We start from the raw sequence: 24,802 nt of genomic DNA on the forward strand, positions 1-24,802 counted from the left end.
GGTTGTTTAAAAAGAAATAATTAAATCAGAGACGATTAATTATCCTTTTTACCAAAAAAAATAATCCATGTGAGGTTTAGAATTGGTAGTTAAAACCTAGTGTTATGCGTTTATCTGTAATGTCTCCAACTTCAGATTGGCGGTCGAGATATCGAAATGCTAGATCTAATTTAGCGTTTTCACTTAGGGCTCTATTAGCTGAAAAATTGGCCGATATTGTATCAATATAATCTATTGATTCATTGGCTTCTTTGCGTAAAAAGTTAAATCCGATCCCTAAATTTGTTCTTTTACTTAACTGATAATTACTCGACAGGCTGGCACTTTTAGCTATTTGCGATCTGTCTGTTTCTAGATAGTCGGTTTCACGATAACTTAAGCCAAGTGAGATTTTTAATTTTCGTTTGCTATAACCTAAAGCATAACGTGCGGATTTTGACAGAATGACTTCATTCGTAATATCGACAGATATATCGTTATAACTTCTAAACTCTTCGCCGGGTTGTAATACATAGTCCAAGCCCTCAGGCTGAAAACAATCTATTAAATCAGTGGAGCCTATAATACAAACAAAAATACCTAGGGATTCTGTTTCAAAATTCAAACGTGAAAAAGTAGTAACATCTTCAGAGTAAGATAAGCTGCTTTTGAAATTTTTTAAGTTATGTTTGGCATTGAGTGAATAAGCGTCACCATAGAAACGTTTACCGTAATTTAAACTTATTGATGTTCTTTGACTGAAAGCCCAATTTAAATCTACACCAACATAATTTGTTGTATTATTTTCTTCTTTGAGGCGGTTATATGTAATTTGAACTCTTCGATTGTCTGAATTCGAAAGCTCAATACCCGCTCCGTAACTCTGAGTGTCTATATCACTTCGTCCTAGACCATCAACGCGGTCAAGATCATAATTAGTTTGGTTGCCGAGGACGACAAGATTGAATTGTTTGAAGAGATTAAAATGAATATTACCGTTGAGACTATCTGATTTAAAGTTGCTATAGCCTGTTCTTGTGGTATCAGTATATTGACCGCTAAAATCAAAAGTCACTAAACGCAGCTCTTTTCCGCTGCGTAAACGCGAAAAAAAACTGACATTCTCTGAATCAAGACCATTAAAATTCTCGTCAATGGATTTATCTGTTGATAAATTTGAGTATGTTGAAGACATGTCAAGGCCAATATATGAGGCGTTTGGGGTAAAATAATCTAAGCTGGCACCATATTGTTGTACTTGGCTTAAATCACCAGCAGATAATATTTTATCGCTGAAATCATTTTGTGATTGGCTGCTGGCTCTGTAATTCTGAGCGCCAAAAATACTGAGTCTTAATGCATTTTCGATTAAATTAATGCTGGAATTGAGTTTAACATCAGTATAGTTTTTATCTGCGCCTTCTTCATCATAACTTTGTTCAACTATTGTGTGGGCAATATTCACGGCAAAATCAATTTTTTTACTGTCGTAAATGCCAGTAAGATTGGGTTCAAGTACTAAAGCTTCTGTTTGCTCTTTTGGCAGTTCATCTCGTTGAGTTTGGTAAAAATAGGCAGTTGATTTCACCCCAGATTTTAAATTCAAATCACCTGCCGAGGAAAAAAAGGTTGTGAATCCCAAACCAACAAAATAAAAAAATTTAGACTTTCTATTTGAAACTGCGTCTTTACACCACACTAATTAGCTCCCCTATAGTAATATCCATAACCTACATCACTTGATACGGATTGGGATTTGTTTACTACAAAGCCAATGGCCATTTCAGGGTTCAATTGTTTAACTGCTTTATCTAAATCGGTAAGTTTTGTTTTATTTTCTTCTGTAACGACAATGGCCTGTCCAGCTAAATTAGCTAAAATTGCTGTTTCGTTAATACCCAATAGTGGGGGAGTATCTACTATTACAACACGGTCTGTGTATCGATTAGCAAATTCTTCTACGGCTTGGTACATTTTTTCACTTGCCAGCAACTCGGTAGAAAGATGATGTGATTTACCTGCTGGTATTATTCGTAAATTGCTAATATTGGTCTGATAAATAACATCAGCTATATCGGTTTTCTCGCCAAGAAGATATTCCATCAACCCTTGTTTATCGCTAAGTTCTAATGTTCTCATTACATTAGGTCGCAGTACATCGGCATCAACTAGCAGTACAGTTTTGTCTTGCTCCAAGGCAATACTCAAGGCTAAATTAATGGCGGTAAATGTTTTACCTTCACCTGGTCTAGAACTGGTAACCATAATTATGTTTGGGTTAGTCAGCGATTTTGATAGTGCTCCAAAAGCATTGTCTAGTATTTTTCGTTTTATCGCTCGATATTCTTCATTTATTAACTGTCTGCTTGAGTTACTGGAAACAAAGCCTTTTTCGTTCAACTTACTGAGGTCTATTTTGACAAATCTCGCATCAGATTGTTCTGTTTCAATCACTATAGGTTTATGTCTTACATCTGTTTTTTTCTGTACTTCTTCACTAGCAGATAGTTCGAGCGACCTTTCTATTGAATTAGTATTAGTTGATTCCGTACTTTCATTTTGAGTGTTCGATTGTTTTTTTAACAAAGCCTTTTCTATTGTATTCACGAAAAAACCCTCGCATATAGATTAATTTGTAAAATTTCCGCGCTAATTAACGAGCAATAAATAGTTAAAATGAGTCCACAGGACACGGAAAATACTATTAATCGTTTTCTGTCTGTTTTTTTAATTTCTGCTAGATTTAAATGACTAACAAAACCAAGTACAGGATAGGAAGTTAGCGAGGTTAATTGACTTCCTCTAATTAATATGGGGTTAATCTGACTAATTAAAAAAGCAACTCCGACACCGGATAATAATCCTAATACAAGTACTAAAGTGTAGCCAACAGCTCGTTTAGATCCGCTTGGTTTTATTGGCGCTAAAGGAGGGTCTATTACCCTAAATTTAACATCTTCAGAAGAAACATCCGCTTTTTTGGCCAGTTCTGCCGAATCTTTTCTTGAAAGTAATTCTTCATATTTGTTTTTGGTAATGCCGTAGTCTCGGTTTAGAGCAGTAAATTCGGCTTCAATCTGTGGGACTAAGTCAATTTTTTGCTTTAATGCCTCTATCTTGGTTTCATAATTTGTTTGGCGAACTTTTAAAGAAGAAATAAGGCTATTTAATCGACTTGCTTCAAGTTTTAGTTCGCTGGAAATAGAACCAATTAGTTCTGAACCTGAGCCATTTTTTTCGCTATTAGCAAAATATTCTTCAATCTCTTTTGTTCTTTGCTCTTTTAGTGAGTTTAACAAACTTGTGGTTTCAATAACATCGGGATGCAATTCAGTATATTTGAGCATTAACTCGTCTAATTTGCTTTCTAAGCTCTCAATGCGTGAATCAAAACGAGTGGTCAGTGAGTCTTCTGGATTACCTTGGCGAACCGAGTAGTTGTCAGATTTAGAGCCGTTCCCTGCTATCTGTTCGGTCAAAGTATTCATTTGTTGTTCGGTTTCTTTAATGGTTAATTTGGTTTGTTCTAAAGCAGATTCTAACTCACTATAATTTTGGTAAAATGATCCTTTATTTGGCAGTAAATCTGAGTATTTACGCTTAAAATCTGCGACACGCTGTTCTGCTGCAGACAATCTAGTTTCATATTCATCAATTTGTTCTTCTAAAAATTGACTGGCAGAATCTGAATCTTTGCGAGTATTCCCATGAGTTCCTTCAACAAACAAATCTAGTGTTTCTTGCACTACCGTTTTTGCCATTTGAGGGTCGCGATTAGCATAGGAAATAGTATATAAGTTATCTCTGCCTGTAGATTTCAACTTTATACCGTTGCTTAAAGAATCGATGAGATTTTCATATTGAGCAGCATTGGTTGCTTTGATATCTAAATCTGATTCTCTAGCAATGATCTCGAGGTTTGGGCGACTTAGCAGGGTTTTCACCATCATCATTATTTCAGCTTGTGGGTTTTCGCGAATGGCAAGCCCTTGCAATAAAGGTTGCAAAACAGATCTAGTGTCAACGTAAACCCTTGCTTCTGACTCATAGACATCGGGGGTAGAGGCAACATAAATAAACCCTATTGGGCATATTAACCACGAACTAATGATGACGTAACGTTTTTTTATCCACACTCCTTTTAGGTAGTCGAGAATAAGTTCTATTGTGTTTTGTATGTCCTGCATTCAAATATCCGTTTTATTGTTGTGTTTAAAACCAAGCTTCTGGAATGATAATGATGTCGCCTGGGAGAATATCCACGTTTTCTTTTATAACTCCCTCTTTTATTAAATCATCTATTTTTAAGTCGAATGTTTGCTGAACACCTGAAATAGTTCTAATTAATTTAGCTCTGTTGCCTGAAGCGAAGTTGGTTAACCCACCCACTTGAATCATCAAGTCAAGTAATGTCATTTTCTCTACATAGTTTATCGCTCTGGGGTTTGTTGCTTCCCCGATTACTCTAACTTGTTCACTTAATGGGCCATTAAAACCGTTTACACTTACGGTCACTCTTGGATTATTAATATATTTTGATAATTGTTCTTCTACTTCCCTAGCTAACATAGTTGGGGTTTTGCCCGAAACGGGAACATCTTCGACTAAGGATGTAGTTACCTTTCCGTCAGGTCTTACAATGAAAGATCCTGAAATGTCTGGGTTCCTCCACACAAATATTGATACAGTATCACCGGGGCCTATTAGATATTGATAATCATCTACAGATGTAGTTAAAGATGGGTAAGTTGAAGCCGAAGGTAGTTTAGCTTTATTTCCAGCACAGCCCCCAACAGTAAAAATCATTAAAAATATTAAATTGAACAATGCTATTTTGTTAGTCTTCATGTAAATTACGACCCCGTAAGTTTGATCTAATTGTTAGACAATGTAACAAGATTTAGACTTGCTCCACAACTATAATATATTGTTATTATATAAAAAATGAATAAGGGAATCGTGTTCAATGTATGTAATTGAACTAAAGCAGTACGCCATACTAAAGTTCATGAGGGAGAAGTAATGAGTTTAGGCAATCGTAAAGACGTTCGTCGCTCAAATTTAATTATGGTGCTTGAAGCTGTTTTTATTGGCTATATAGGCTATCTAACTTTCGAACTTATCACGCAATTTTTTGGCAATTTAACAACAAGTTTAACTGACTTATTAACATCCATTGGCGTTTTCACTTTCCTTGTAGTGTTGTCTGCTTTATCTGTTGGTTTGTATGAAACTAAATTAAGAGAAACATTTCGAGGAATTATTCGACGTATTTTTGTAAGTGTTGCGCTTGGCTACTTTGTGATGGAAATACTCAGTAGTACTGTGATGACCCATATAAAAATACATCAGTATTTTCTACCTATCTTTGCTGGTTCAACCATTATCGCATTGGTTATTCTGCGTTATTTTGTCAATCGTTTGGGCATTCTTGGCCTTGGGCAAACCAAAATAGTGGTTATCGGTGCAGGTGAACGAGCATCTATAATTGAAAAACGTATGCGTAGAGAAGTAGATCGAGTAGGTTTTGAATTACTCGGTTTTATACCTATTCCGGGAGATAACCGCGAGGAAGGTATTCAAAATGAAAAACTCATTCACGTGAAAATCGATGAAAATTTCCGCAATTTTGTGTCGGATAACGATATCGATGAGGTGGTTATCGCTTGTGATCAACGTCGTGGCACTTTACCCGTTGAAATATTATTTGATTGTCGCCTCAGGGGAATTGAGGTAACCGACTTATTGGACTTTATGGAGCGTGAAACGGGCCAAATCGTGGTCAATTTAATGTATCCTAGTTGGGTTATCTATTCTAATGGATTTAATTCTCAAAACTATTTACGCGATGCTCTCGACTACGCAGTAAATTGTATATTAGCAACGATAGTCCTAGCCCTTGCTTGGCCCTTTATGTTGCTCACGGCCATTATTATCTTTTTTGAAGATGTCAGGAATTCTAAAGCATCAATATTTTACAAACAGGAAAGGGTTGGTCTTAATGGCAAATTATTTAAGATCATTAAATTCAGAAGTATGCGGCCTGATGCAGAAAAAGATGGTGCTAAATGGGCAACGACTAATGATTCACGAGTGACAAAAATTGGCCAATTTATCCGTAAATATCGTATTGATGAGCTGCCCCAGTTGCTGAATATTTTTCGCGGAGAGATGTCGTTTATTGGTCCAAGACCTGAACGTCCACAATTTGTGGAGCAACTGATAAGAGAAATACCTTATTATAATCAGCGACATAATGTTAAACCAGGTTTAGCAGGCTGGGCTCAGCTTAATTATCCTTATGGTGCGAGTGTTGAAGATTCAATGGAAAAGTTGAAGTTTGATCTTTATTACGTCAAACACCAAAGTTTAATGCTCGACATCTTAATATTGATCCGCACAGTAGAAGTTGTGTTATTTGGTAAAGGAAGATAAAAGATGCGCGATACTGTATTAAATGCCATGACAGTGGATGTAGAGGATTTTTTTCACGTATCTGCTTTTGAGTCTATTATCAAACCAGAGCAATGGCAGGATTATCAACCGCGAGTTGATACTAATACCAAACGCTTACTGGATCTATTTGCTAAACATAATATTAAGTCGACCTTTTTTGTGCTGGGTTGGGTGGCTGAACGTTATCCGGAACTCATCAAAGAGATACATAATCAAGGCCACGAGATTGCAAGTCACGGTTATGAACATCGTCGAGCGACAGAGCAAACTCGCGCAGAGTTTCATGCCGATGTATTGCGTTCTAAAACACATCTTGAAGACCTGCTGGGTGAAAAATTGACAGGATATAGAGCACCCAGTTTTTCTATCGGTTACAATAATGAATGGGCGTTTGAGGTATTGGCAGAGTTGGGATTTGCTTATAGTTCGAGTACTTATCCAGTTAAACATGACCTGTATGGCACGCCAGATTGGCCTAGATTTGCCTATCAACGTAAAGAAGGCATTATTGAAATACCCATTCCTACTCATCGTTTTCTGGGCAGACAAACTCCCATAGGTGGTGGTGGCTATTTTAGATTGTACCCTTATGCCTTTACTAAATACTTAGTAAAAAGTTATTTGGAAAAAGAACAACAACCTTATTCTTTTTATTTCCACCCTTGGGAAATAGATGCTGAACAACCCCGCCTTACACAAGCTCCGTTGAAATCCAGATTCAGACATTACATTAATCTAGATAAAACCTATGGCAAGCTTGAGAATCTTATTCAGGATTTTTCGTGGGGGACCATGAAGGACGTTTATAATATTGCTGCAAAGTAGTGGAGTCTGAAGTGCAACATAAAACGGATTTTCAGTTCAATTTAAAATCTCAGCCACAGCAAGTGGTTTATCTTTTGGCCTTGGTGTTTATCGCATGGATAGCGGTGTTTTGGCAGGGCATTATTACTGCTATTGATATCTGGCTTATTTCCGACATATTCAATCACTGCTTATTTGTATTACCCGGCGCGTTTTATCTTATCTATTTAAAAAGATCAGAATTGTCTTTTGGTTTAGTCAAACCTGCATGGTGGGGATTATTATTCTGTGCAGGCAGCGCCTTACTTTATCTCATTGGCATAGCTGGTGATGTGCAATTGTTTATGCACATTGCAGCCTTCACTTTTTTGCCTTTTGCTATTTGGACTTGTGTTGGAAGTACCATAGCTAAAAGAATATTGTTTCCATTGTTTTTTATGCTGTTCTGCATCCCTTTTGGTGAAGAGTTTGTACCCACCTTACAAAGGATTGCCGCCGATCTTTCAGTAATGATGTTGAATTGGACCACAATACCTGTATTTAGAAGTGGCCTGTATATTGAGATCCCCCAAGGTCGTTTTTTGGTGGCAGAAGCTTGCTCAGGTATCAGTTTTTTTATTGCATCAGTAGTGATTGGTGCGTTGTATTCCTATCTCAACATATATTCAACCAAACGTCGTATCGCTTTTGTCACACTTTCTATCGTAGTACCTATCATTGCTAATGCGGTAAGGGTTTTTGGTATTATCGTTATCGCCCATTTAAGTAATATGGAACACGCTGTAGGTGCTGATCATCTTATTTATGGTTGGTTCTTTTTTGCTTTTGTGATTATTTTACTGCTGGCGATTGGTGAATTGGTACGTGAAAAACAAGCCCCAGTAACGCAAAATAAAACCACTGTTCCTACTTCGTCATTTGGCTCATCGACGCAAAAGGGCACAGTGAATGTGGCTTTGGGTTTTGTTGTCTTTTATGCCGTGGTATTTGGTTGGTTGCAGCATATTTATGCGCAACAGAACCCAATGGAAAATCCACCGGCTTTGAAAACCTCAGCTTTGCAAGGTTTGATGATTAATCAACAAACCTCTCAATGGCAGCCTAAGTTTAATGATGCTTTTGAGTCTTTCTCCGCGACCATCGAACTTGAACAACAGCCACTTGATGTTTTTATTGCTTGGTATCCTAAGGGGCATGGTGAGTTAATTAGCTCCTTGCACCGTTTTTATCAGGAAAAAGATTGGACCTTAGAATCGAGTAGCCGATATACGCTCAATTCAGAGCTCGAATTGCCCTTAAGTATTATCGTTAGTGGCAGAGGTTATAGGGCGTTGACTTACTGGTATGTCATTGATGGCATGGTTTTTACTGATAGAAAACTGGCAAAGTTGTATGAAATATATCGCTTAATGTTGGGTAAACATCAAGGTGGTCTTGTTGTCGCTGTTTCTGAAGAAATAGAGTTGGTGAGTAAAACTCAAGATCTTGAGGCATTTAAACAAAAAGTGCAGAAAACCTATACTTTATTGAACTCAAATTCGCAGTACCCATGAGCCCAGACAGTTTACACACAAGGCGCTTTGTGCGTGTTATTAATTGGGTCTTGGCTCAATTGCAACAACATGAACTGCGTGGCAAACATCGTTTGTACCAATGGTTATCGAAACACCACTCAACTAAAGTTATTAGTCATACCTTGGGTGGCAGAGAGTTTGTTGTGCCGGTAGATGAATGGTGTTTTTGGTTAGAATATGGACCACAAAACTATTATCTGGATGAGTTTATCCCTTTTTTCAATGCTATCAATCAGGTGGAAAAACCTTTCACCTTTTTTGATCTTGGCGCGGATATAGGCACTGTCAGCGCCTTAGCTAAACAATATTGTCCCAAACTACATAACATCTATGCCTTTGAACCTAATCCGAATTCATTTGAATTGTTGTCGCATAATCTAGGGCAGCTCGGAAGTAACTATGTATGTGAAAATGCGGCAGTATCTAATATTAATGGCCAGGTTGCATTTCACTCTTCGTCAGCTTCGACTATAGACCACGAAGGTTCTATTGATATTAATACGCCGGGCAATACTCAAGTTTATAGTTTGGATCATTGGTTAGCCAGTACAGCAGATTCTAAGGTACTACCTTATGTCGTACTTAAAATTGATGTCGAAGGACAAGAATTACAGGTGGTACAAGGGGCCGCTAAGCTTATCGAACAGGCAGAAGTAGTTTTAGTATTATTGGAAATTCACCCTGATGTACTGAAACAAACTAAGATCACAGCAGAGCAGCTTTTTGTCGAACTTGAAAAATTAAGAGCTTTTAAGTGGTTTGTACCTAAATTAAATAATCAAATTATCGACCGTAGTCGTGACTTTTTCGCGCAGTTTCCCTTGCAACAATTTGATATCATTGGCTGTTCCAAGCCTACTGCTTAATATCGAAACCAAATTGCTGTTGCTCATGCATCGTGAGTATACGGCTGATATCACTGCTATGTATGTTGTCTTTTAAAGTCGCTTGGCCACCATTTCTTTGGGCTATTTTTTTGTTGCTTAGATTATTTTCAATTTTGATGTTAGTGCTCTCTGCGAAGCGATATTCGATACTATTTGGGTAGCTATGAGCAAGGTAAATTCGATTATTAATCACCTGGGTTCCTTGGCTTTCTTCCAGAATGATCCCTGTGTCGGCATTGGGGTGGCCATGGTGATTATGTACAATTAAATTATTTTCAATAAGACCACCAAAATTAGGACGTTTAGGCATGCCAAAACCTATACCTCGGTCACAGTTGTAAATAATGTTATTTGTTACTGTGATGTTTTGTGTGTTGTTCCAAAAATGAATCGCATGTTCGGCAATTTTATTTTCTGGACTGGCAATGCCGCTAAAATAATTGTTTCGAACAATCCAATCTTGGCCTCCATGGGCGTCAATTCCACCAATATAATATTGAGGTCCAATGCCTGCCGTGTATACAAATTGGCAGTTTTCGACTAAACCACCATCGCTGGCAATTCCTGTATTGCGGTTATAACTCACTTTTACTAGCTGTTCGTACCCATCTTTAATGATGCAATTGCGCAATATTGGAAAATCAGCATTGGCTTCACCAGCAATCTGAATAATATGATTAGGGCTTTGTTCTAGGGTTATGCCATCTAAGGTGAAGTAGGGAGCGGCCACCCTGATGATGTTATCTACTCCTTTGGTTTTACGCATACCTTTACCAATAATCTGAGTGGTCTTGGGATCTTTATTGGCTGATATAAGTGAAATATGCGGTTTTAGTATTTGTAATGTTTGGCCTGTTTCATAACGACCATTTTGTAAGGTGATTTCCACGTGCCCACTTTTATTAGCACGTTTAATGGCGGCTAATAATTCAGCCGCAGTACTGACACTTATCTTTTGTTGGGAAGCTAAGGGAAAATTTTGAGCATATGCAATGGAACCACAAATACGGATAAAGCTAAGGCATACTATAGCTAATTTTGTACTGCCTTTAATGCCCGAAGACAGTCTATTCATTACGCATCTTAATTATTTTTGCGGGATTGCCGGCCACTATAGCAAAATCGGGAACATCATTGATCACCACGGCCCCTGCGGCGACCACACATTTTTTACCGATATTGGCCATAATCAATGCGCCATTACCAATCCAAGAATCTTCGCCGATAGTAACTTTATTAAAAACGCCACCTTGATCTTTGAGCGCGGTATTTAAGTCTGAAAAATTATGTTGACCTTTACCACTCATAATATGTACGCCACTACCTAACAAACAGTTTGCTTCAATCTTACATAAACCAATATTACATTGCGGGCCAATATAGGCTCCATCACTGAGCTCAGTGCCTTGTTGAGAAAATAAGCTAGCAAAGGAGATGACAGTGTCTTTGCCACAGGAGTCCATGGCAAATTGGTAAAAGGCTAAACGGTAATAATTACCCATTTGTCCGGGCAGCAAACTAAGACATTGTGAGGCCCCTGCAAACACATTGTCGCGGTTAAATACTAAGGTAAGTAGCCAATACAACACGAAAAAGGGCAGAGCCAAGAGTGAAAAAAACAGACGTAATAATAGTTTGAGTTTATTGGTCACGTTTTTAATTCCTCAGCGACGAGACTTTTTAAAGGGGCGAGTACACTGTTCCATGCATAATGAGCTTGAATTATTGCCAATGCATTTTCACTTATATTGGTATATTTAGAGTGATCGTCCATCAACATGGTTAAACAATTGATGTAGTCGCTCGCTGAGTTGGCAAGTAAAATATCTTGTTGATCACTGCATTTCACCCCTTCTGCACCCATAGACGTGGCAATGACCGGTAAGCCGCTGGCAAAGGCTTGCAATACCTTGTTTTGTACACCGCGAGCTAGTCTGAATGGCGCAACAAAAATATTAGCGTTGTCGAAGTAGGGTTTTATATCGTCAACAAAACCGGTTATTTCAATACCATTTTGACCGTTTAGTTTTTTGATTTTGTCCACGGGATCCATGCCCGCAATGCAAAATGTTGCTTGCGGCCATTTTTTAATAACACTTGGCCATACATGGTCTACAAACCACATTACCGCATCAATGTTGGGAGCGTAATCCATGACTCCTGCAAATAATAAGCGCGGAGATTGCATATCTCGTGGGGCGGACGGAGGGAAAAAGCTAGTGGTATCGAGGCCATTTTCAACGGCATGGATGTCAAAAGCTGGGCCATGGATCTGCTGAAATAAATCTACCTCTGCCTGAGTAATTAATAAACAATGGTCAAATGAGCTTGCGATTTTCTTTTCGAAACGGGCGATGAGTTTTGTTTCTCGTTGATATATATACTTAAGCGGCCATGACGTTTGTTTGGCATATTGCGCCCATTTATCTGAGTCAACATCCATAAAATCCATCAATAACTGCGGCTTTTTCGCAAGTTTACTGATGACCTTTGAATTAAATACGTATTCGGCCACACTTGAAGCACTGCAATAAATGACATCAATATTGTTATCAACAAGCTGTTTATCGATTTTTTTTTGTAAATCTTGGTGATAAAAATTAGCAACACTCAGGGCTTTGCCACTGAACAAACCACTTAATAAACGTAAGAACTTGGGACCAAGTTTACTGTAGCTAATTTGCTGGCAATAACGCTCAGCTAGAGTGGTAAAAAAAGGTAACTCACTATCATCCTCGTAAGGTGTTGCCAAAAAAATCTTGTGCCCTTGTTCATTTAGATATTTTAAATGATGAAAAGTCCGGATTTTTTCACCTTTGTTAGGTGGAAAAGGGCAACGTTGCGAAATAATCAATATATTCATGGAGTGTGTTGTTAAATCCTTTAAGGCTGCAGTAGCGAGATAGTACATACAGTTAAACAAATTATGCATTGTTTGGCAGTTTGTTAGGTTTTTATAATACTATTTTTTTACGCTGTTTATCTTAATAATTCTCAGGGCTTTTGTTCGCTGTTAGTGTGATTAAATTATCAATATAAAATATTTTCGAGTCTATCGGCAGCATGGTACAAGTGTTATGCTGCGATTATATAAATCGTACATAAATTGTATATAAATTAGTTTGTTAGAATCATAAACTTGCTGTGTAAAGTTGGTTCTCTGAAGGATAATAATGTTTTGAAAACTTTATTAATAACAGAAAATTTTCCGCCTAAATCAGGAGGTAGTGGCCGCTGGTTTTGGGAACTCTATTCACGGTTACCCCATACTGAATATTCGGTAGTAGCAGGGCTTTGGCAAGATACTGAATCCTTTGATGCAAATGCTAATTTAAGCATATCCCGTTACAACTTGAGCTCTACAGAGTGGGGTTTTGCCAGTATTAAAGGGGTCTTATTTTATATAAAAACCTTTTGGCATATTCGCAAGCTAATAAAACAACAAAACATTACTAACTTGCATTGTGGGCGCGTATTGCCTGAAGGTGTGATGGCTTGGCTTATCAATTTAATGACAGGTATTCCCTACTCTTGTTACGTGCACGGTGAAGATTTAGAAACGGCAGCCAGTAGTCGCGAACAACAATTTATTTGTAAACTGGTTATTAAGCGCGCGACTCAGATCATTTGTAACAGCCAGAATAGCGCAAATTTAGTGGCTAAATTTGGTGAAGCCGCGCGACTTAAGGCTGTGGTATTGCACCCTGGAGTGGATAGTAGTCGCTTTGTACCGGCAGAGCCTAATGCACAAACCCGCACCAATCTTGGCTGGCTGGACAAAAAAGTGGTGTTAACCGTTGGCAGATTGCAAGCGAGGAAAGGTCAGGACATGATGATCCGCGCTTTGCCTGCCATAAAAAAGGAAATTCCTAATATTCTCTATGCGGTAGTCGGCGACGGTGACTGTTTGCACATGTTGCAAAATCTAGCCTCTGAGCTTGGAGTAGAGGATAACGTACAATTTTTGCGGGAAATCACCGATCAGCAAATGATCCAGTGTTATCAGCAATGCGACTTATTTATTTTACCTAATCGCACTATAGGCCAAGATATTGAAGGTTTTGGCATGGTTCTGGTTGAAGCTCAATCATGTGGCAAACCCGTTATTGCAGGAGATTCTGGTGGTACTCGGGAAACGCTTGTTGAAGGTGAAACGGGTTTAATTATCGACGCGACTAAACCTGAAAGTATCGCCAGTGCAGTTGCGAATATATTTACAGATGAGCAAAATTTAAAAAAAATGGGCAGTAAAGGTAGAGAGCATGTTGTCCATCGCCTCGACTGGAAAGCCTTGGCACAAAGTGCAAAAGAGTTATTCGTTTAAGCAGGATATTGTAAGTGCCAGTAATGTCAGATTCTAATTGAATTTAACTAGTGTGGAATATAATCGACATTTACTTCTTAACTAAGTGTTTGATATTGTGGGTAAAGGTATGTTGTTTGAGCGTTTAAAACTCAGTTTTTGTTTTATTATTCTTTTAGTAGGATGTTTTCTACTAATGGTTAATTTATATGGTTTAAACAGAGACATTCGGGTCGATGATTTTAGCAATCAATATTTGAGGTTCCCCAATGACCAACCTGCTAACTTTAACGATACTTTGCTCGAATTGATAAGACATCAAAACGAAACTGATATTCAATATTCAACAAGAGTCACCCATGTTGTGGCTAGAGGGATATCCCATGTTGAGTGGTTTGATTTTCCTCCACAACAGTTCAATCAGCTTATCCCTATCTGGGAAAATTATTTTTTATACTTTATGGGGGTATTTTCAGGTATTCCTGAATACGAGAGATATCACTATGCAAACTACCATAGAAGTTTAAAACGAGGGATTGGCCTTTGTGGTGATGCCTCTATGGTTGTCTCACAGTTGTTAGATGATCAGAATATCAATAATAAAATCCTGACCTTTCCAGGGCATGTGGTTGTCGTCGCTACCTTTGAAAATGGCCGCCAGTTTATTTTAGATGCTGATTTTGGAGTTGTTGTCCCCTTTTCTGTAGCTGAACTATCCTCTCAGAGTGCTGAAATTGCTCAGCTCTACTTGGATGCAGGTTATTCTCATAGTGATTACCAATTTTTTAATAATATGTACCAACAAGCTCCAAGGGAATGGAATGGCGTGCAACATTTCATCACTAAGAAATATTATTTTGAAATATTTGCTTATTGGTTAAAGTGGCCTCTGCCAATAATAATGATGCTTTTTTCATTAGTTTGTTTAACCAAAATGAAACGAACCAAGAGTTAAGCCAATTACTTGTCAGGTAATGCAGGTCATGAGATATATAACCTAATGAATACAAACTCTTAGTAGTACAGACTGGATGCGCAGTTTACTTTATCTCATTATATTTGCGATCATTTATGGATCTTACTATCCATTTAATTTTCAATTTGCTGATACATCCGAAGTAAGGATCTTAACGTTAATCAATTTTAGCTTTTGGAAAAGCTCCGTCAGCGACCTTATAGCTAATACAGTTCTGTTTATTCCTTTTGGGTTTGTCATAAGTAAAGCGTTTCACAGCCAAATTACCATTAAATATGCAAGCCAATATCTGTTGTTTGGGTTTGTTCTCGCCTTCCTGATTCAAGTTGGTCAAGTATGGACTCCTGAGCGTATCCCGTGGGGGGGAGATGCTATTTGGAATGTAATCGGTTGTTTGTTTGGTATTTTTTTGGCTAAAGTTTTTAGCTTAAGTCACCTTCACTTCAGTCATACATTATCGCCCTATTTATCGATATGTTTATACCTAGGCCTGGCCTTAGTATTCATAAAACTTGCACCGTACTCACCTTCATTAGACTTTGGTGTATTAAAAACCAATCTGAAAAATATTATTGCTCATCCACACATCGATTGGTATTGGACATATGAATCGGTGGTGACATGGCTTATTGCCTTTTATTTACTTTCTCAGGCACAACTAAAATGGCTAACTACGGATAAGTTTGTGCTTTTGGTAGTAACCGTACTGAGTGTTAAGTTTTTAATTATTAACAATAATATTAATATTTCTCAAATTGTTGGAGCATCTATTGCTTTGGTGAGCTGGGGCAGTCTGAAGGCTTTAATCAATAAACAACTGTTATTGGTGGCATTCGGCTTTGTCATTGTCTTAAATGGTCTACATCCATTTGAGTTAAAACCCCTTCCCTCGGATTTTCATTGGCTACCTTTTACTGGCTCACTCAATGGCAATATTTTATTGAACATTATCGCCATGAGTAAAAAAACAGTTTTCTACATCAGCGCTGTTTGGTTAATGTTTTTGGTGACTAAAAAGCTACGCTTCTCGACTATTACAGTCGCCTTAGTCGTTTTTATTGGTGAATATTCTCAACGTTTTGTTACCGATTCAGTTGCTGAAATTACCGATGCTATTCTGGTCTTTTTTGGTGGCTATATTTTGTCAGTTTTTTTAATAAAATCTGACTCTGATACACCAAATAACACTCAGAGCAACCCTAATTATAATCGTGATTTTAACTCTACTCTTGCGCCAGAAAATGTAAATGTCGGTATAAAACAGCGTGATATTAGTGGCCTTGATGGGCTTAGGGCCTGCGCTGCACTGGCGGTCTTTGTTGTGCACTTTCAACAATTTACTAGTATCGGCGGGACATTAGGGCCTGTTGATTTTGAACGATGGATGGTCAACGGCAATACTGGCGTCGCCTTGTTTTTTGCCTTGAGTGGTTTTTTATTATCAATGCCTTTTTGGCAAGCCAATAAGGAGCATACATTACCCAATATAAAACATTACTTTATAAAGCGTGCTCTGCGAATTATCCCATTATTTTATGTATGTTTTATTTTGTTGATGGCTTTAAAAGGATTTAAAGGAGCTGAAGTCAATTTCAACAATATAGTGAGTCATTTATTTTTTCTACATAATTTAAAAGACGACCAAGTAATGAGCTTTAACCCGCCATTTTGGACCTTAGCGGTTGAAATGCAGTTTTATCTACTCTTACCACTATTTTTCATCTTCATTAAAAAACTTGATCGTAAAAGTGGAACCTTACTATTCATCTTTCTTGTCCCTGTCATTTACATACTTTATAGCTTGTTAATGAGCTGGCTAAGTGAGTGGCATGATTGGCCAATCAGAATTCCGCTTATTTGGCCTTTTGGAATTGAATTAGAGTCGGTTAACGGCGCGGCATTAAAATATTCAACCATGGCGCATTTGCCACACTTTTTGATCGGTGTGGTGGCGGCAAGTTTATTTCTTACCTATCGTAATTCAGAGAAACCAAAGCCAATATTATGCGAAGTACTTTTTTGGTTGGCGTCTATTAGCGTAGCAATTATTTTATCAACGTCTTTAGACGAGTTATTTCAGCTTAATTACGGGCGCTATAATTTTCCGGTGGTTCCACTTTTATTGGGCGTGATATTAGTTACTGCACCCAATTCATTTTTTGCAAAACGACTGCTAGATTTAGCCCTGTTAAAGTGGGTGGGCATCATTTCATATGGTGTTTATTTATTTCATTATCCCTTACTCAAAGCAACCAAGAGTTTCTTTGACTTGGCTGGTTTGAATGTCTCAAACCATGCGGTGCTTTATGGCTTATCATCTCTGATATTGACATTGTTATTTGCACATTTGTCATTTAAATACTTTGAAAGCCCAGTAATGCAGCAATTTACTAAGGAAAGATCTGTGATGTCAGATAAGCCAATTCAAAAACCAACGTTGCAAACTGGTGATACTAAAAAAATGCAATTCAGCATCTATAAATTGGGAGTGTTTGCTGTTTTCATGATTGGGATTGTTGGACTTTTTTATGTGGTGATGTCTCAGAAAACCACTAAACCGAATCTCATTCCGTGGGCAAGCAATAATGCAAATATCATTTTTGATCATCATACCCACACAAAATACTCTGATGGTAGCCTGACATTGGATGAGTTAACTGAATTGGCTTCTATCAGTGGTTGCGACGCATTAGCAATAACTGATCATACCGATAGTCAACGTTCGTTCAGTCCGGAAAAAATTGAAAAAATTGAAAAGTTACGAAAGCAATACCCTAACTTATTAATCCTAAATGGGGTTGAATTAGGTATGCCAGATTATGAACAAAGAGAGCACGTTAATATCATCACCACACCTGAATATGAAACGACCTTGTTACCTGAAGTATTTAAAAGATTAAAAGAAAGCAACAAATTGCCAAAATCAAGCCGCGACAGGTTTGTTTTGGATAACATTTTCAAAAATGCTGAAGAAACTAATCATTCAATCGCTATCTATAATCACCCCAGTCGAAAAGACCAAACTGAAGATGAAAATTTATCTGACATCAAAAACTGGAATACAAACAGACAAAATATTGAGGGCATCTCAGGCGCTCCTGGTCATCAAAAATCTAAAGATATAGGCAGTTATAGAGAGCACTTTAAAACTATTGATAGATGGGATCCTGCGGTAGCTGAGGTAGGTTCAACCTTAGACCAGTTATTAGATGAAGGACTGGACGTGTGGGGCGCCATTGCATCATCTGATTATCATAATGAAAAGATGGATTACCCACCTTGTGGCTTCTCCAGAATGCATGTGTCAACCCCAGCAAAAACTTACGACGGGCTAATGACAGCATTAAAAAACGGCACGTTTTGGGCAAGTCATGGCAAGTTTTTATCAGAGTTTAAATTAGTTGCTGAAATATCTGAAAAACAGCTTAGACTTTCGCCGGGAGAAGCGGCAAGTATTGACGCAGGCACAATCGCCTTGATTCAAGTCGAGTTGCAACGAGAAAAAGACTACCTTGGTTTACCTTTGGATGTTGAATTGGTTACTAATTGTGTAAGTGGAGAACCAGAATTACTGGGAGCTATTAGAGTTCCAGCATTTTCCAATACGGCTGAGGCATTTTTACCAATTAACAACAGTGGTAAAGACGCCCAAAGTTGTTATTTACGTAGTAGAGTACAAGTGGAAGCGTCTGAGGGATTAACTTATATGGCATATAGCAACCATATTCGGTTTTTACTTAATTGAGTTTAATCTGATGGGTCTATAAAAAATATACTCTTAGACCGTTTAGCCTATAAGTTTATAAAGTAGACGTTCTTTTATTATGGACAAAAATTTTATATTACAATGGAGTTTTGAATATTGAAAACTATAAAAAAAATACTCAAAAAGATGCCTTTTATTAAAGACAATAATAGTGGTAATGAACTAGGTAGTATTAGACCTACTGATAAGCCTGTTTTTAATACCTTTAACGGTAACGAAATAATTTATAATATATTCTTGCCGACAGTAAAAAAGGAATATATTTTTGGTGGAATTTATACTGCTCTTTTGTTTTTAAAAGAATTACAAGTTAACCACTGCAAAGTAAAAATAACGGCATTTGACAAGTTTTTATCTGACGAAGAAAAATTAGAAACAAGTCATTATTTAGCAAAAAAATTGAATATGTCAATTTCGTACTTGGAAATTTTAACGATAGCCGAATATAAAAAAAGTTCCCCTTCTTTAGGTGAAATATTTATTGGTACAATTTGGTATACAACCATTGTTATTCGCCAACTAATAGACAATAACGATTTTATCCATAAGTCTTATATTTATTTTATTCAGGACTTTGAACCTGGTTTTTCACAGTGGTCAGATGATTATGCAGATGCAATAACTAGTTATAAAAAAGGACGTTATATACCAGTATTTAACTCTACGTTTTTAAAAGATTATTTTGCTGAGCAAGGCTTGATCAATTTTGATACTCATTTTGTTCTTAAACCACAAATACAAACTCAACAGTTAACTTTACCAACAAAAGTGAACGCTACGCCTAAATTGTTTTTTTACGCTCGACCTAAGCGTCCTAGAAATCTGTTCAAGACAGGAATGCAAGGGCTTATCGATTGGTTGCACGAAGAGAACCCGGACATTGAAATTTATACCGCAGGCCAGCCTCACGATGACCTTATTTTTGGACGTTGGACCATAAAGAGTCTTGGTAAAATGGACGAAAGTGTATATTGGAAAACCTTAAGTCAATATGATATTGGATTGAGCTTAATGCTTTCGCCACACCCTAGTTACCCGCCATTAGAAATGGCTTTGAGTGGTGTCATGACCGTAACTAATCGATATGCGAATAAGGATTTGGCTGAATTGTCGAATAATTTTGTTTCCTGTGATCTTGATTCTTCTAGTGTCAAACAGGCGCTAAAAGAAGCTTATGGAAAATGTAAGCAGCTTGATGAGCGCATAGCAAATGCGAAATTTGATCATGACCCTATGGCTCATTCAATGGAGAAAGTCGCGCAGGAAATAGTTGAATTGTATGCAGTTAAAAATATAGGATGAATGTTAGCTATAATTAATTTGAGATCTGGATAAGCGAGCATTAAATTATTAGCATTGAACTGAACTGAACAGAACTAATTCTAGGGCTGTTCAGTTGTATTAGTCTCGACTTAATCTGACATTTCTTCTTGAAAAAGAGAGAGTTACCCGTTTTGATAAAGGTGTCGAATCTTTAAATCAAAACAAACTAAGGTAACTCTCATGTTGCATACTAACAATCCAATCATTAAACACAAAGCAGGCTTAATAAATTTAGCTGAAGAGCTGGGTAACGTATCCAGAGCCTGTAAAGTAATGGGCGTATCGCGAGATACATTTTATCGTTATCAAGAGTTAGTAGAAGACGGTGGAATTGATGCGTTAATTAACCAAAGTCGTCGTTCACCTAATTTAAAAAATAGAGTTGATGAAGTGACCGAGCAATCTGTTATTGATTCAGCAATTGAATATCCCGCCTACGGCCAACATCGCACTAGTAATGAATTACGTAAGAAAGGTGTGTTTGTATCAGGTAGTGGCGTTCGCTCAGTATGGTTGCGTCACAATTTGGAAAACTTTAAGAAAAGGCTCAAAGCGCTAGAGGAGAAGGTGACCAATGATGGCATTATCCTCAGCGACGCACAGGTAGCAGCTCTGGAGAAGAAACAACACGATGACGAAGCTTGTGGCGAGATAGAAACGCATCATCCTGGCTACCTCGGCTCTCAAGACACGTTCTACGTGGGTAATCTCAAAGGTGTGGGGCGTATCTATCAGCAAACCTTCGTTGATACCTACAGCAAGATCGCGTTCGCTAAACTCTACACGACCAAAACACCAATTACAGCGGCGGACATATTGAATGACAAAGTATTACCTTACTTCGAGCATCATGACCTCCCTATGCTGCGTATATTGACCGATAGGGGTACAGAATATTGTGGTCGAGTCGATCACCATGATTACCAGTTATATCTCGCTATCAATGATATTGACCACACCAAAACGAAGGCCATGTCGCCACAAACAAATGGGATATGTGAACGGTTCCATAAGACGATCCTAAACGAGTTTTATCAAATCACATTTAGGAAAAAGCTCTATTCGACGATGGAGGAATTACAAAAAGATCTGGACGACTGGATGGATTCCTATAACAATCATCGGACTCATCAGGGGAAAGTGTGCTGCGGACGAACTCCGTATGAAACATTGCTGGATGGGAAAACGGTTTGGGCAGAAAAGAATTTAGCTCAAATCTAAACTGACAGCACCATTTGAAAAATGGGTAACTGTCAGATCAAGTCTGAGCTACTACAGTTCAGTTCAACGACGGCTTGAACTTTTTCAAGCAGCAAGCGATTAACCGCCTAACAGATTAAGCATAAAACCGTGGGTAGTGCGTAAGATATGTGTTCTGCTCAACTCCAGCCTGACGGTTTATACATAAAGTTTTTTATAATTTTGTTCTACGTTGTATTTAATCATTAGTTTTTCAACATAATTCAAACTGTTTTGAATTCGAGTAGAACCGATTTTATTTTTCAAAATACTTGGATCGATTTCTATCCCTAAATAAGTATTTATTGTGTCTAATACGGATAATTTATTCCCAACCAGATCTTCATATTTTATCAATACACCATCTACTTCTTGGTAAACATCAACAAAATCATTAACCAACATATTCCAGTGCCGACTAAACGATAATGGGTTATAAACTCTTTGAATTGGCCAGCGTGCAAACCAAGATGTTCTAATTGCTTTGAATGAGCTATATGACTGATAAGGGTCTCTGACTAAAAAGACAAATTTTGCATTGGGATATAACCATTTTAAATATCGAGCTTCTTTCTTCCCCCAACGAACCTCTTTCACTCCCCAACGCATATTTTTTTCTTTAGTAGATAAATTAAATAAGGTGTCGAAAAAACTACGATGTGACTTTTTTAATGTTTCAAGACGGGGATATAAATTTGCTACCCATTTGTCTGATAGGTAATTTACATCTTCTTCGTTTAGGTATGATGTTTTTGGTGGCCAATAGTCTGAAAAATGAATTAAAGACTCTGACATACTCTCAACGATATTGGATTTATCAAAAGGTTCACCCCACATTAAAATATCTTCTGAAGAGAGAACCAAGCGCTGTAGCAAAGTAGAGCCTGAACGCCAACCTGCGGAAAAAATAAAAATAGGTACAATAGGATCTGAAAGTGCTTTTTCCGGATTGATATTTTTTAAATAACTTAAATCGCTATTTTTTTTAAACCACTTTTGTTCTTGTCGATAACGAAGCATTGAACGTCAAGTTCCAACAAAAATCTCTTTTTATATTTCATGACAATCTATTTTGCATCTCAATAATTTATTTAGACCATTAATACTAGGTGTTAAGATGTATGTATTGAAAATTCTATTATAAGCTAAGTGAAACTAAAATGAAAAATGATCTAATTAGTGATTTTAGTTAGTAATAGTTACCTATAAACTAACTACATTGGCCACATATGCATTAGACTAAAAATAATACATATCTTAGTCGTTCATGACACATGATATATTTAGCTAATTATGGGGAGCATAATTTCATACGCATTACTTGACCATGACATATCAGCAGTGGTTAATATAGCGAACCTCGAATATTGAAAAGTATTTAGTGCCGTATGTATACAATATTTTATTAATTTTTTTAAAAGGGTGGAAAATGACAATCAAAGTCCTGGCGATAGTCGTGACCTATAATGGGAAAGATTGGATTGATTATTGTGTTGGCAGTTTGCTAGCATCGAAGCCAGTACCAGACATTATTTGTATCGACAATAATTCTACAGATGGAACGCAGCAATATTTAATGGAGCGTTATCCAGACGTAGGGCTAATAAAGTCAACTGAAAACTTAGGGTTTGGTAAAGGCAATAATTTAGGCTTGCAAAAATGTTTAGACGAAGGTTATGACTATGCTTTTTTATTAAACCAAGACGCCCGAGTTGAGCCAGATACCATTCAAAAATTGGTTGTTGCCCACAGGCAGAATACTGAATATGGCGTTTTAAGCCCAATTCATCGTGCTTATGATAATAACATCTTAGACGGTAACTTTACGATATACCTAGGTTCATCCAATACTCCAAAGTATGTTTCAGATGTTATTTTAGGTAATAAATTGAAGGATATTTATGACACAAGTTTTGTTAATGCAGCACTATGGTTAGTTTCAAAACAGTGTTTATTGACGGTTGGTATTTTTGATCCGGTTTTCACTCATTACTGTGAAGACCAAGACTTTTTAGATCGTGTACGTGGTTCAGGCCTTAAGGTCGGAATCGTTCCTGTTGCGCTCGCTAATCATGCTCGCAATCAAGTCGGTGGCGGTCCAGCTGAAGTTAAAACAAAAAACTTAAGTTCAGTTATTAATAGAGATTATGTCGACTTGCTTTTACGATTTAAACGATGTCGAGATAAAAAAACTACAAAGATCCTATTTTTTTTAAGGGAGATGTTATTCACAATATTTTACAATACCTTAATGTTTGACGGACAGAAGTTAAAGAAGAATATAATAATTTACTTTAGATTATTTAAAGCCGTTCGAAAAAATGACGTGTGATAATTTTTATATTGTTGTTAAACACTGAAAGAAATGCCAATCGTTATAAGCTCTATGAATTAGGAAATAGTGAAGTCAATACCTGTTGCCATGAGTTTGCTAAAACATGGTCACCTGCAACAAGCTCAGCCGTATCCGCAATTATTTCGGACGGCACATATGAGTAGCTATTTAGCGTAAATTGAAGTTTATTTAATTCCATTAATTGAATGCCATTAAAGCTTTGTTTAACATAATTTGAAAACTCACTTTCTTTCATTATGATATTGCTACCAAAGGATATGGCATGATAAAAAGAACCACTAACAATCATTGCATCATCGCAATGCGGGAATATAATATATTTAGCTCTTTGGATTAGCTTTTCTAGCTCATCAATAGATAAAAATTTGTTGATGTATTCCCAACTCAGTTGTTTTTCTTGAGCGATTTATATCAATGACTTATTTAGATTTTCATCATCGCATTTGCCTGCTATTACAATTTTTTTATTACTGGGCCAAGCAGATAATAATTGTTCAATTCCTTTGTATTTTTTAATTGTACCAAAGTATATGTATTCAACATCTTTTTCTACACATATACTTGTTTTACTCACTGAATATAATGGGTGAGGTATTACTGTACTTTTAAATTGTTTAACAGGCCTATGAGTGACGATTCGATGGGATAATTTATTAAGTAAAATACTTATCCAGCGGAAAAATTTTTCACTTTTAATGTTATGAGGGCAAAAGTTATGGCGAACCCAAATAATACGGCGAAATTTAAGTTTTACGGTAAGTAGGATTATTAAAGATTTAACAAATTCAATGGTAGGAGTAGCAGAATAAGAAACCCTATCTTCAAACCAATTTAAAATAATCACATTTTTTCGAGGTGAAAACAGCTGTCGTGCTATATCTGAGAGTAACAAATCTGTAAATTCAACCTGATACCCTGCTTTTTTCCACACTCTTTCATTAGATTCGATATATCTATTTAGTTCGTTCTTATTTGGGTAACACCATATTGTATTCATAATAAACTCCGTTGCATTATGAAGGACGCCATTTTTCACCCTTGATGCATTTATAACAATTATAAGCGGATTTTAACATTTTGATTTTTATTGAACGAAAAAATAATCGAATAGAAAACTTATGTCTTATTTGCTGATATTG

At 37.1% G+C, this 24,802-nt stretch carries 20 protein-coding genes; 10 read left to right on the top strand and 10 right to left on the bottom strand.

The genetic code is table 11. The features are described 5' to 3' along the window. Positions 1-76: 76 nt before the first annotated feature. Genes AX660_RS12510 through AX660_RS12525 form a run of 4 tightly spaced genes read right to left on the bottom strand, consistent with a single transcriptional unit; the run spans position 77 to position 4,827 of the window. Positions 77-1,678, bottom strand: coding sequence for a TIGR03016 family PEP-CTERM system-associated outer membrane protein (locus AX660_RS12510; RefSeq protein WP_068377417.1), 1,602 nt, complete (start codon positions 1,676-1,678; stop codon positions 77-79). After that, positions 1,678-2,586: an XrtA-associated tyrosine autokinase gene (locus AX660_RS12515; RefSeq protein WP_068377420.1), complete on the bottom strand. Its 909-nt coding sequence runs from the start codon at positions 2,584-2,586 to the stop codon at positions 1,678-1,680. Before AX660_RS12515 ends, AX660_RS12510 begins: the two co-directional genes overlap by 1 nt. After that, positions 2,583-4,166 carry an XrtA system polysaccharide chain length determinant gene (locus AX660_RS12520; RefSeq protein WP_068377422.1) on the bottom strand — a complete coding sequence of 528 codons (1,584 nt, stop codon included), beginning with the start codon at positions 4,164-4,166 and terminating at the stop codon, positions 2,583-2,585. The genes AX660_RS12515 and AX660_RS12520 overlap by 4 nt, the downstream gene beginning before the upstream one ends. A 25-nt stretch (positions 4,167-4,191) precedes the next feature. Further along, positions 4,192-4,827 carry an XrtA/PEP-CTERM system exopolysaccharide export protein gene (locus AX660_RS12525; protein WP_068377425.1) on the bottom strand — a complete coding sequence of 212 codons (636 nt, stop codon included), beginning with the start codon at positions 4,825-4,827 and terminating at the stop codon, positions 4,192-4,194. Positions 4,828-5,001: 174 nt separating this feature from the next. Between AX660_RS12525 and AX660_RS12530 the strand changes: the two genes are divergently transcribed. The 4 genes from AX660_RS12530 to AX660_RS12545 are packed head-to-tail and all read left to right on the top strand — an operon-like array spanning position 5,002 to position 9,679. Further along, the gene (locus tag AX660_RS12530) at positions 5,002-6,414 is read left to right on the top strand and encodes a TIGR03013 family XrtA/PEP-CTERM system glycosyltransferase (RefSeq protein WP_068377428.1); all 1,413 of its coding nucleotides are present in this window, start codon (positions 5,002-5,004) and stop codon (positions 6,412-6,414) included. 3 nt (positions 6,415-6,417) lie between these two features. Continuing rightward, positions 6,418-7,260, top strand: coding sequence for an XrtA system polysaccharide deacetylase (locus AX660_RS12535; protein WP_068377431.1), 843 nt, complete (start codon positions 6,418-6,420; stop codon positions 7,258-7,260). An 11-nt stretch (positions 7,261-7,271) separates the two neighbouring features. Continuing rightward, positions 7,272-8,792 (top strand): exosortase A, encoded by a 1,521-nt coding sequence (xrtA, locus tag AX660_RS23215; protein WP_235594737.1) that lies wholly within the window; start codon positions 7,272-7,274, stop codon positions 8,790-8,792. A gap of 29 nt (positions 8,793-8,821) precedes the next feature. Then, positions 8,822-9,679 carry an FkbM family methyltransferase gene (locus AX660_RS12545; RefSeq protein WP_235594738.1) on the top strand — a complete coding sequence of 286 codons (858 nt, stop codon included), beginning with the start codon at positions 8,822-8,824 and terminating at the stop codon, positions 9,677-9,679. On the opposite strand, the gene AX660_RS12550 is transcribed toward AX660_RS12545, so the two are convergent. The 3 genes from AX660_RS12550 to AX660_RS12560 are packed head-to-tail and all read right to left on the bottom strand — an operon-like array spanning position 9,669 to position 12,563. Then, on the bottom strand, positions 9,669-10,775 hold the full coding sequence (locus AX660_RS12550) for a right-handed parallel beta-helix repeat-containing protein (RefSeq protein ID WP_106404081.1): 1,107 nt from the start codon (positions 10,773-10,775) through the stop codon (positions 9,669-9,671). The genes AX660_RS12545 and AX660_RS12550 overlap by 11 nt on opposite strands. Beyond that, positions 10,768-11,352, bottom strand: coding sequence for an acyltransferase (locus tag AX660_RS12555; protein ID WP_068377437.1), 585 nt, complete (start codon positions 11,350-11,352; stop codon positions 10,768-10,770). The genes AX660_RS12550 and AX660_RS12555 overlap by 8 nt, the downstream gene beginning before the upstream one ends. Continuing rightward, positions 11,349-12,563, bottom strand: coding sequence for a TIGR03087 family PEP-CTERM/XrtA system glycosyltransferase (locus AX660_RS12560; RefSeq protein WP_068377440.1), 1,215 nt, complete (start codon positions 12,561-12,563; stop codon positions 11,349-11,351). Before AX660_RS12560 ends, AX660_RS12555 begins: the two co-directional genes overlap by 4 nt. A gap of 315 nt (positions 12,564-12,878) precedes the next feature. Between AX660_RS12560 and AX660_RS12565 the strand changes: the two genes are divergently transcribed. The 5 genes from AX660_RS12565 (at position 12,879) to AX660_RS12585 (ending at position 21,289) form a co-directional block, all read left to right on the top strand. Beyond that, a complete protein-coding gene (locus tag AX660_RS12565) occupies positions 12,879-14,024 on the top strand; it encodes a glycosyltransferase family 4 protein (RefSeq protein ID WP_082768894.1) in 1,146 nt (381 codons plus the stop codon). Positions 14,025-14,133: 109 nt separating this feature from the next. Continuing rightward, positions 14,134-14,958 (top strand): hypothetical protein, encoded by an 825-nt coding sequence (locus tag AX660_RS12570; protein ID WP_068377910.1) that lies wholly within the window; start codon positions 14,134-14,136, stop codon positions 14,956-14,958. A 76-nt stretch (positions 14,959-15,034) separates the two neighbouring features. Beyond that, positions 15,035-18,724 carry an acyltransferase family protein gene (locus AX660_RS12575; protein ID WP_068377443.1) on the top strand — a complete coding sequence of 1,230 codons (3,690 nt, stop codon included), beginning with the start codon at positions 15,035-15,037 and terminating at the stop codon, positions 18,722-18,724. Positions 18,725-18,841: 117 nt separating this feature from the next. Further along, complete coding sequence (locus tag AX660_RS12580) at positions 18,842-20,047, top strand: rhamnosyltransferase WsaF family glycosyltransferase (protein WP_068377446.1); 1,206 nt, start codon at positions 18,842-18,844, stop codon at positions 20,045-20,047. A 201-nt stretch (positions 20,048-20,248) separates the two neighbouring features. Beyond that, positions 20,249-21,289 (top strand): IS481 family transposase, encoded by a 1,041-nt coding sequence (locus tag AX660_RS12585; protein WP_068377447.1) that lies wholly within the window; start codon positions 20,249-20,251, stop codon positions 21,287-21,289. A gap of 177 nt (positions 21,290-21,466) precedes the next feature. Here the strand turns inward: AX660_RS12585 and AX660_RS12590 are convergent, their stop codons facing one another. After that, on the bottom strand, positions 21,467-22,327 hold the full coding sequence (locus AX660_RS12590) for a sulfotransferase family protein (protein ID WP_068377449.1): 861 nt from the start codon (positions 22,325-22,327) through the stop codon (positions 21,467-21,469). 409 nt (positions 22,328-22,736) lie between these two features. On the opposite strand from AX660_RS12590, the gene AX660_RS12595 reads away from it, so the two are divergent. Continuing rightward, positions 22,737-23,639 (top strand): glycosyltransferase family 2 protein, encoded by a 903-nt coding sequence (locus AX660_RS12595; RefSeq protein WP_068377451.1) that lies wholly within the window; start codon positions 22,737-22,739, stop codon positions 23,637-23,639. A 52-nt stretch (positions 23,640-23,691) separates the two neighbouring features. On the opposite strand, the gene AX660_RS12600 is transcribed toward AX660_RS12595, so the two are convergent. Together AX660_RS12600 and AX660_RS12605 are read right to left on the bottom strand one after the other, a co-directional pair. Continuing rightward, the gene (locus AX660_RS12600) at positions 23,692-23,898 is read right to left on the bottom strand and encodes a hypothetical protein (protein WP_131811798.1); all 207 of its coding nucleotides are present in this window, start codon (positions 23,896-23,898) and stop codon (positions 23,692-23,694) included. A 171-nt stretch (positions 23,899-24,069) separates the two neighbouring features. Next, positions 24,070-24,660, bottom strand: coding sequence for a glycosyltransferase family protein (locus AX660_RS12605; protein ID WP_068377459.1), 591 nt, complete (start codon positions 24,658-24,660; stop codon positions 24,070-24,072). Positions 24,661-24,802: the final 142 nt, after the last annotated feature.

It is taken from the genome of Paraglaciecola hydrolytica (genome assembly GCF_001565895.1).
Classification (GTDB): Bacteria; Pseudomonadota; Gammaproteobacteria; order Enterobacterales; family Alteromonadaceae; genus Paraglaciecola; species Paraglaciecola hydrolytica.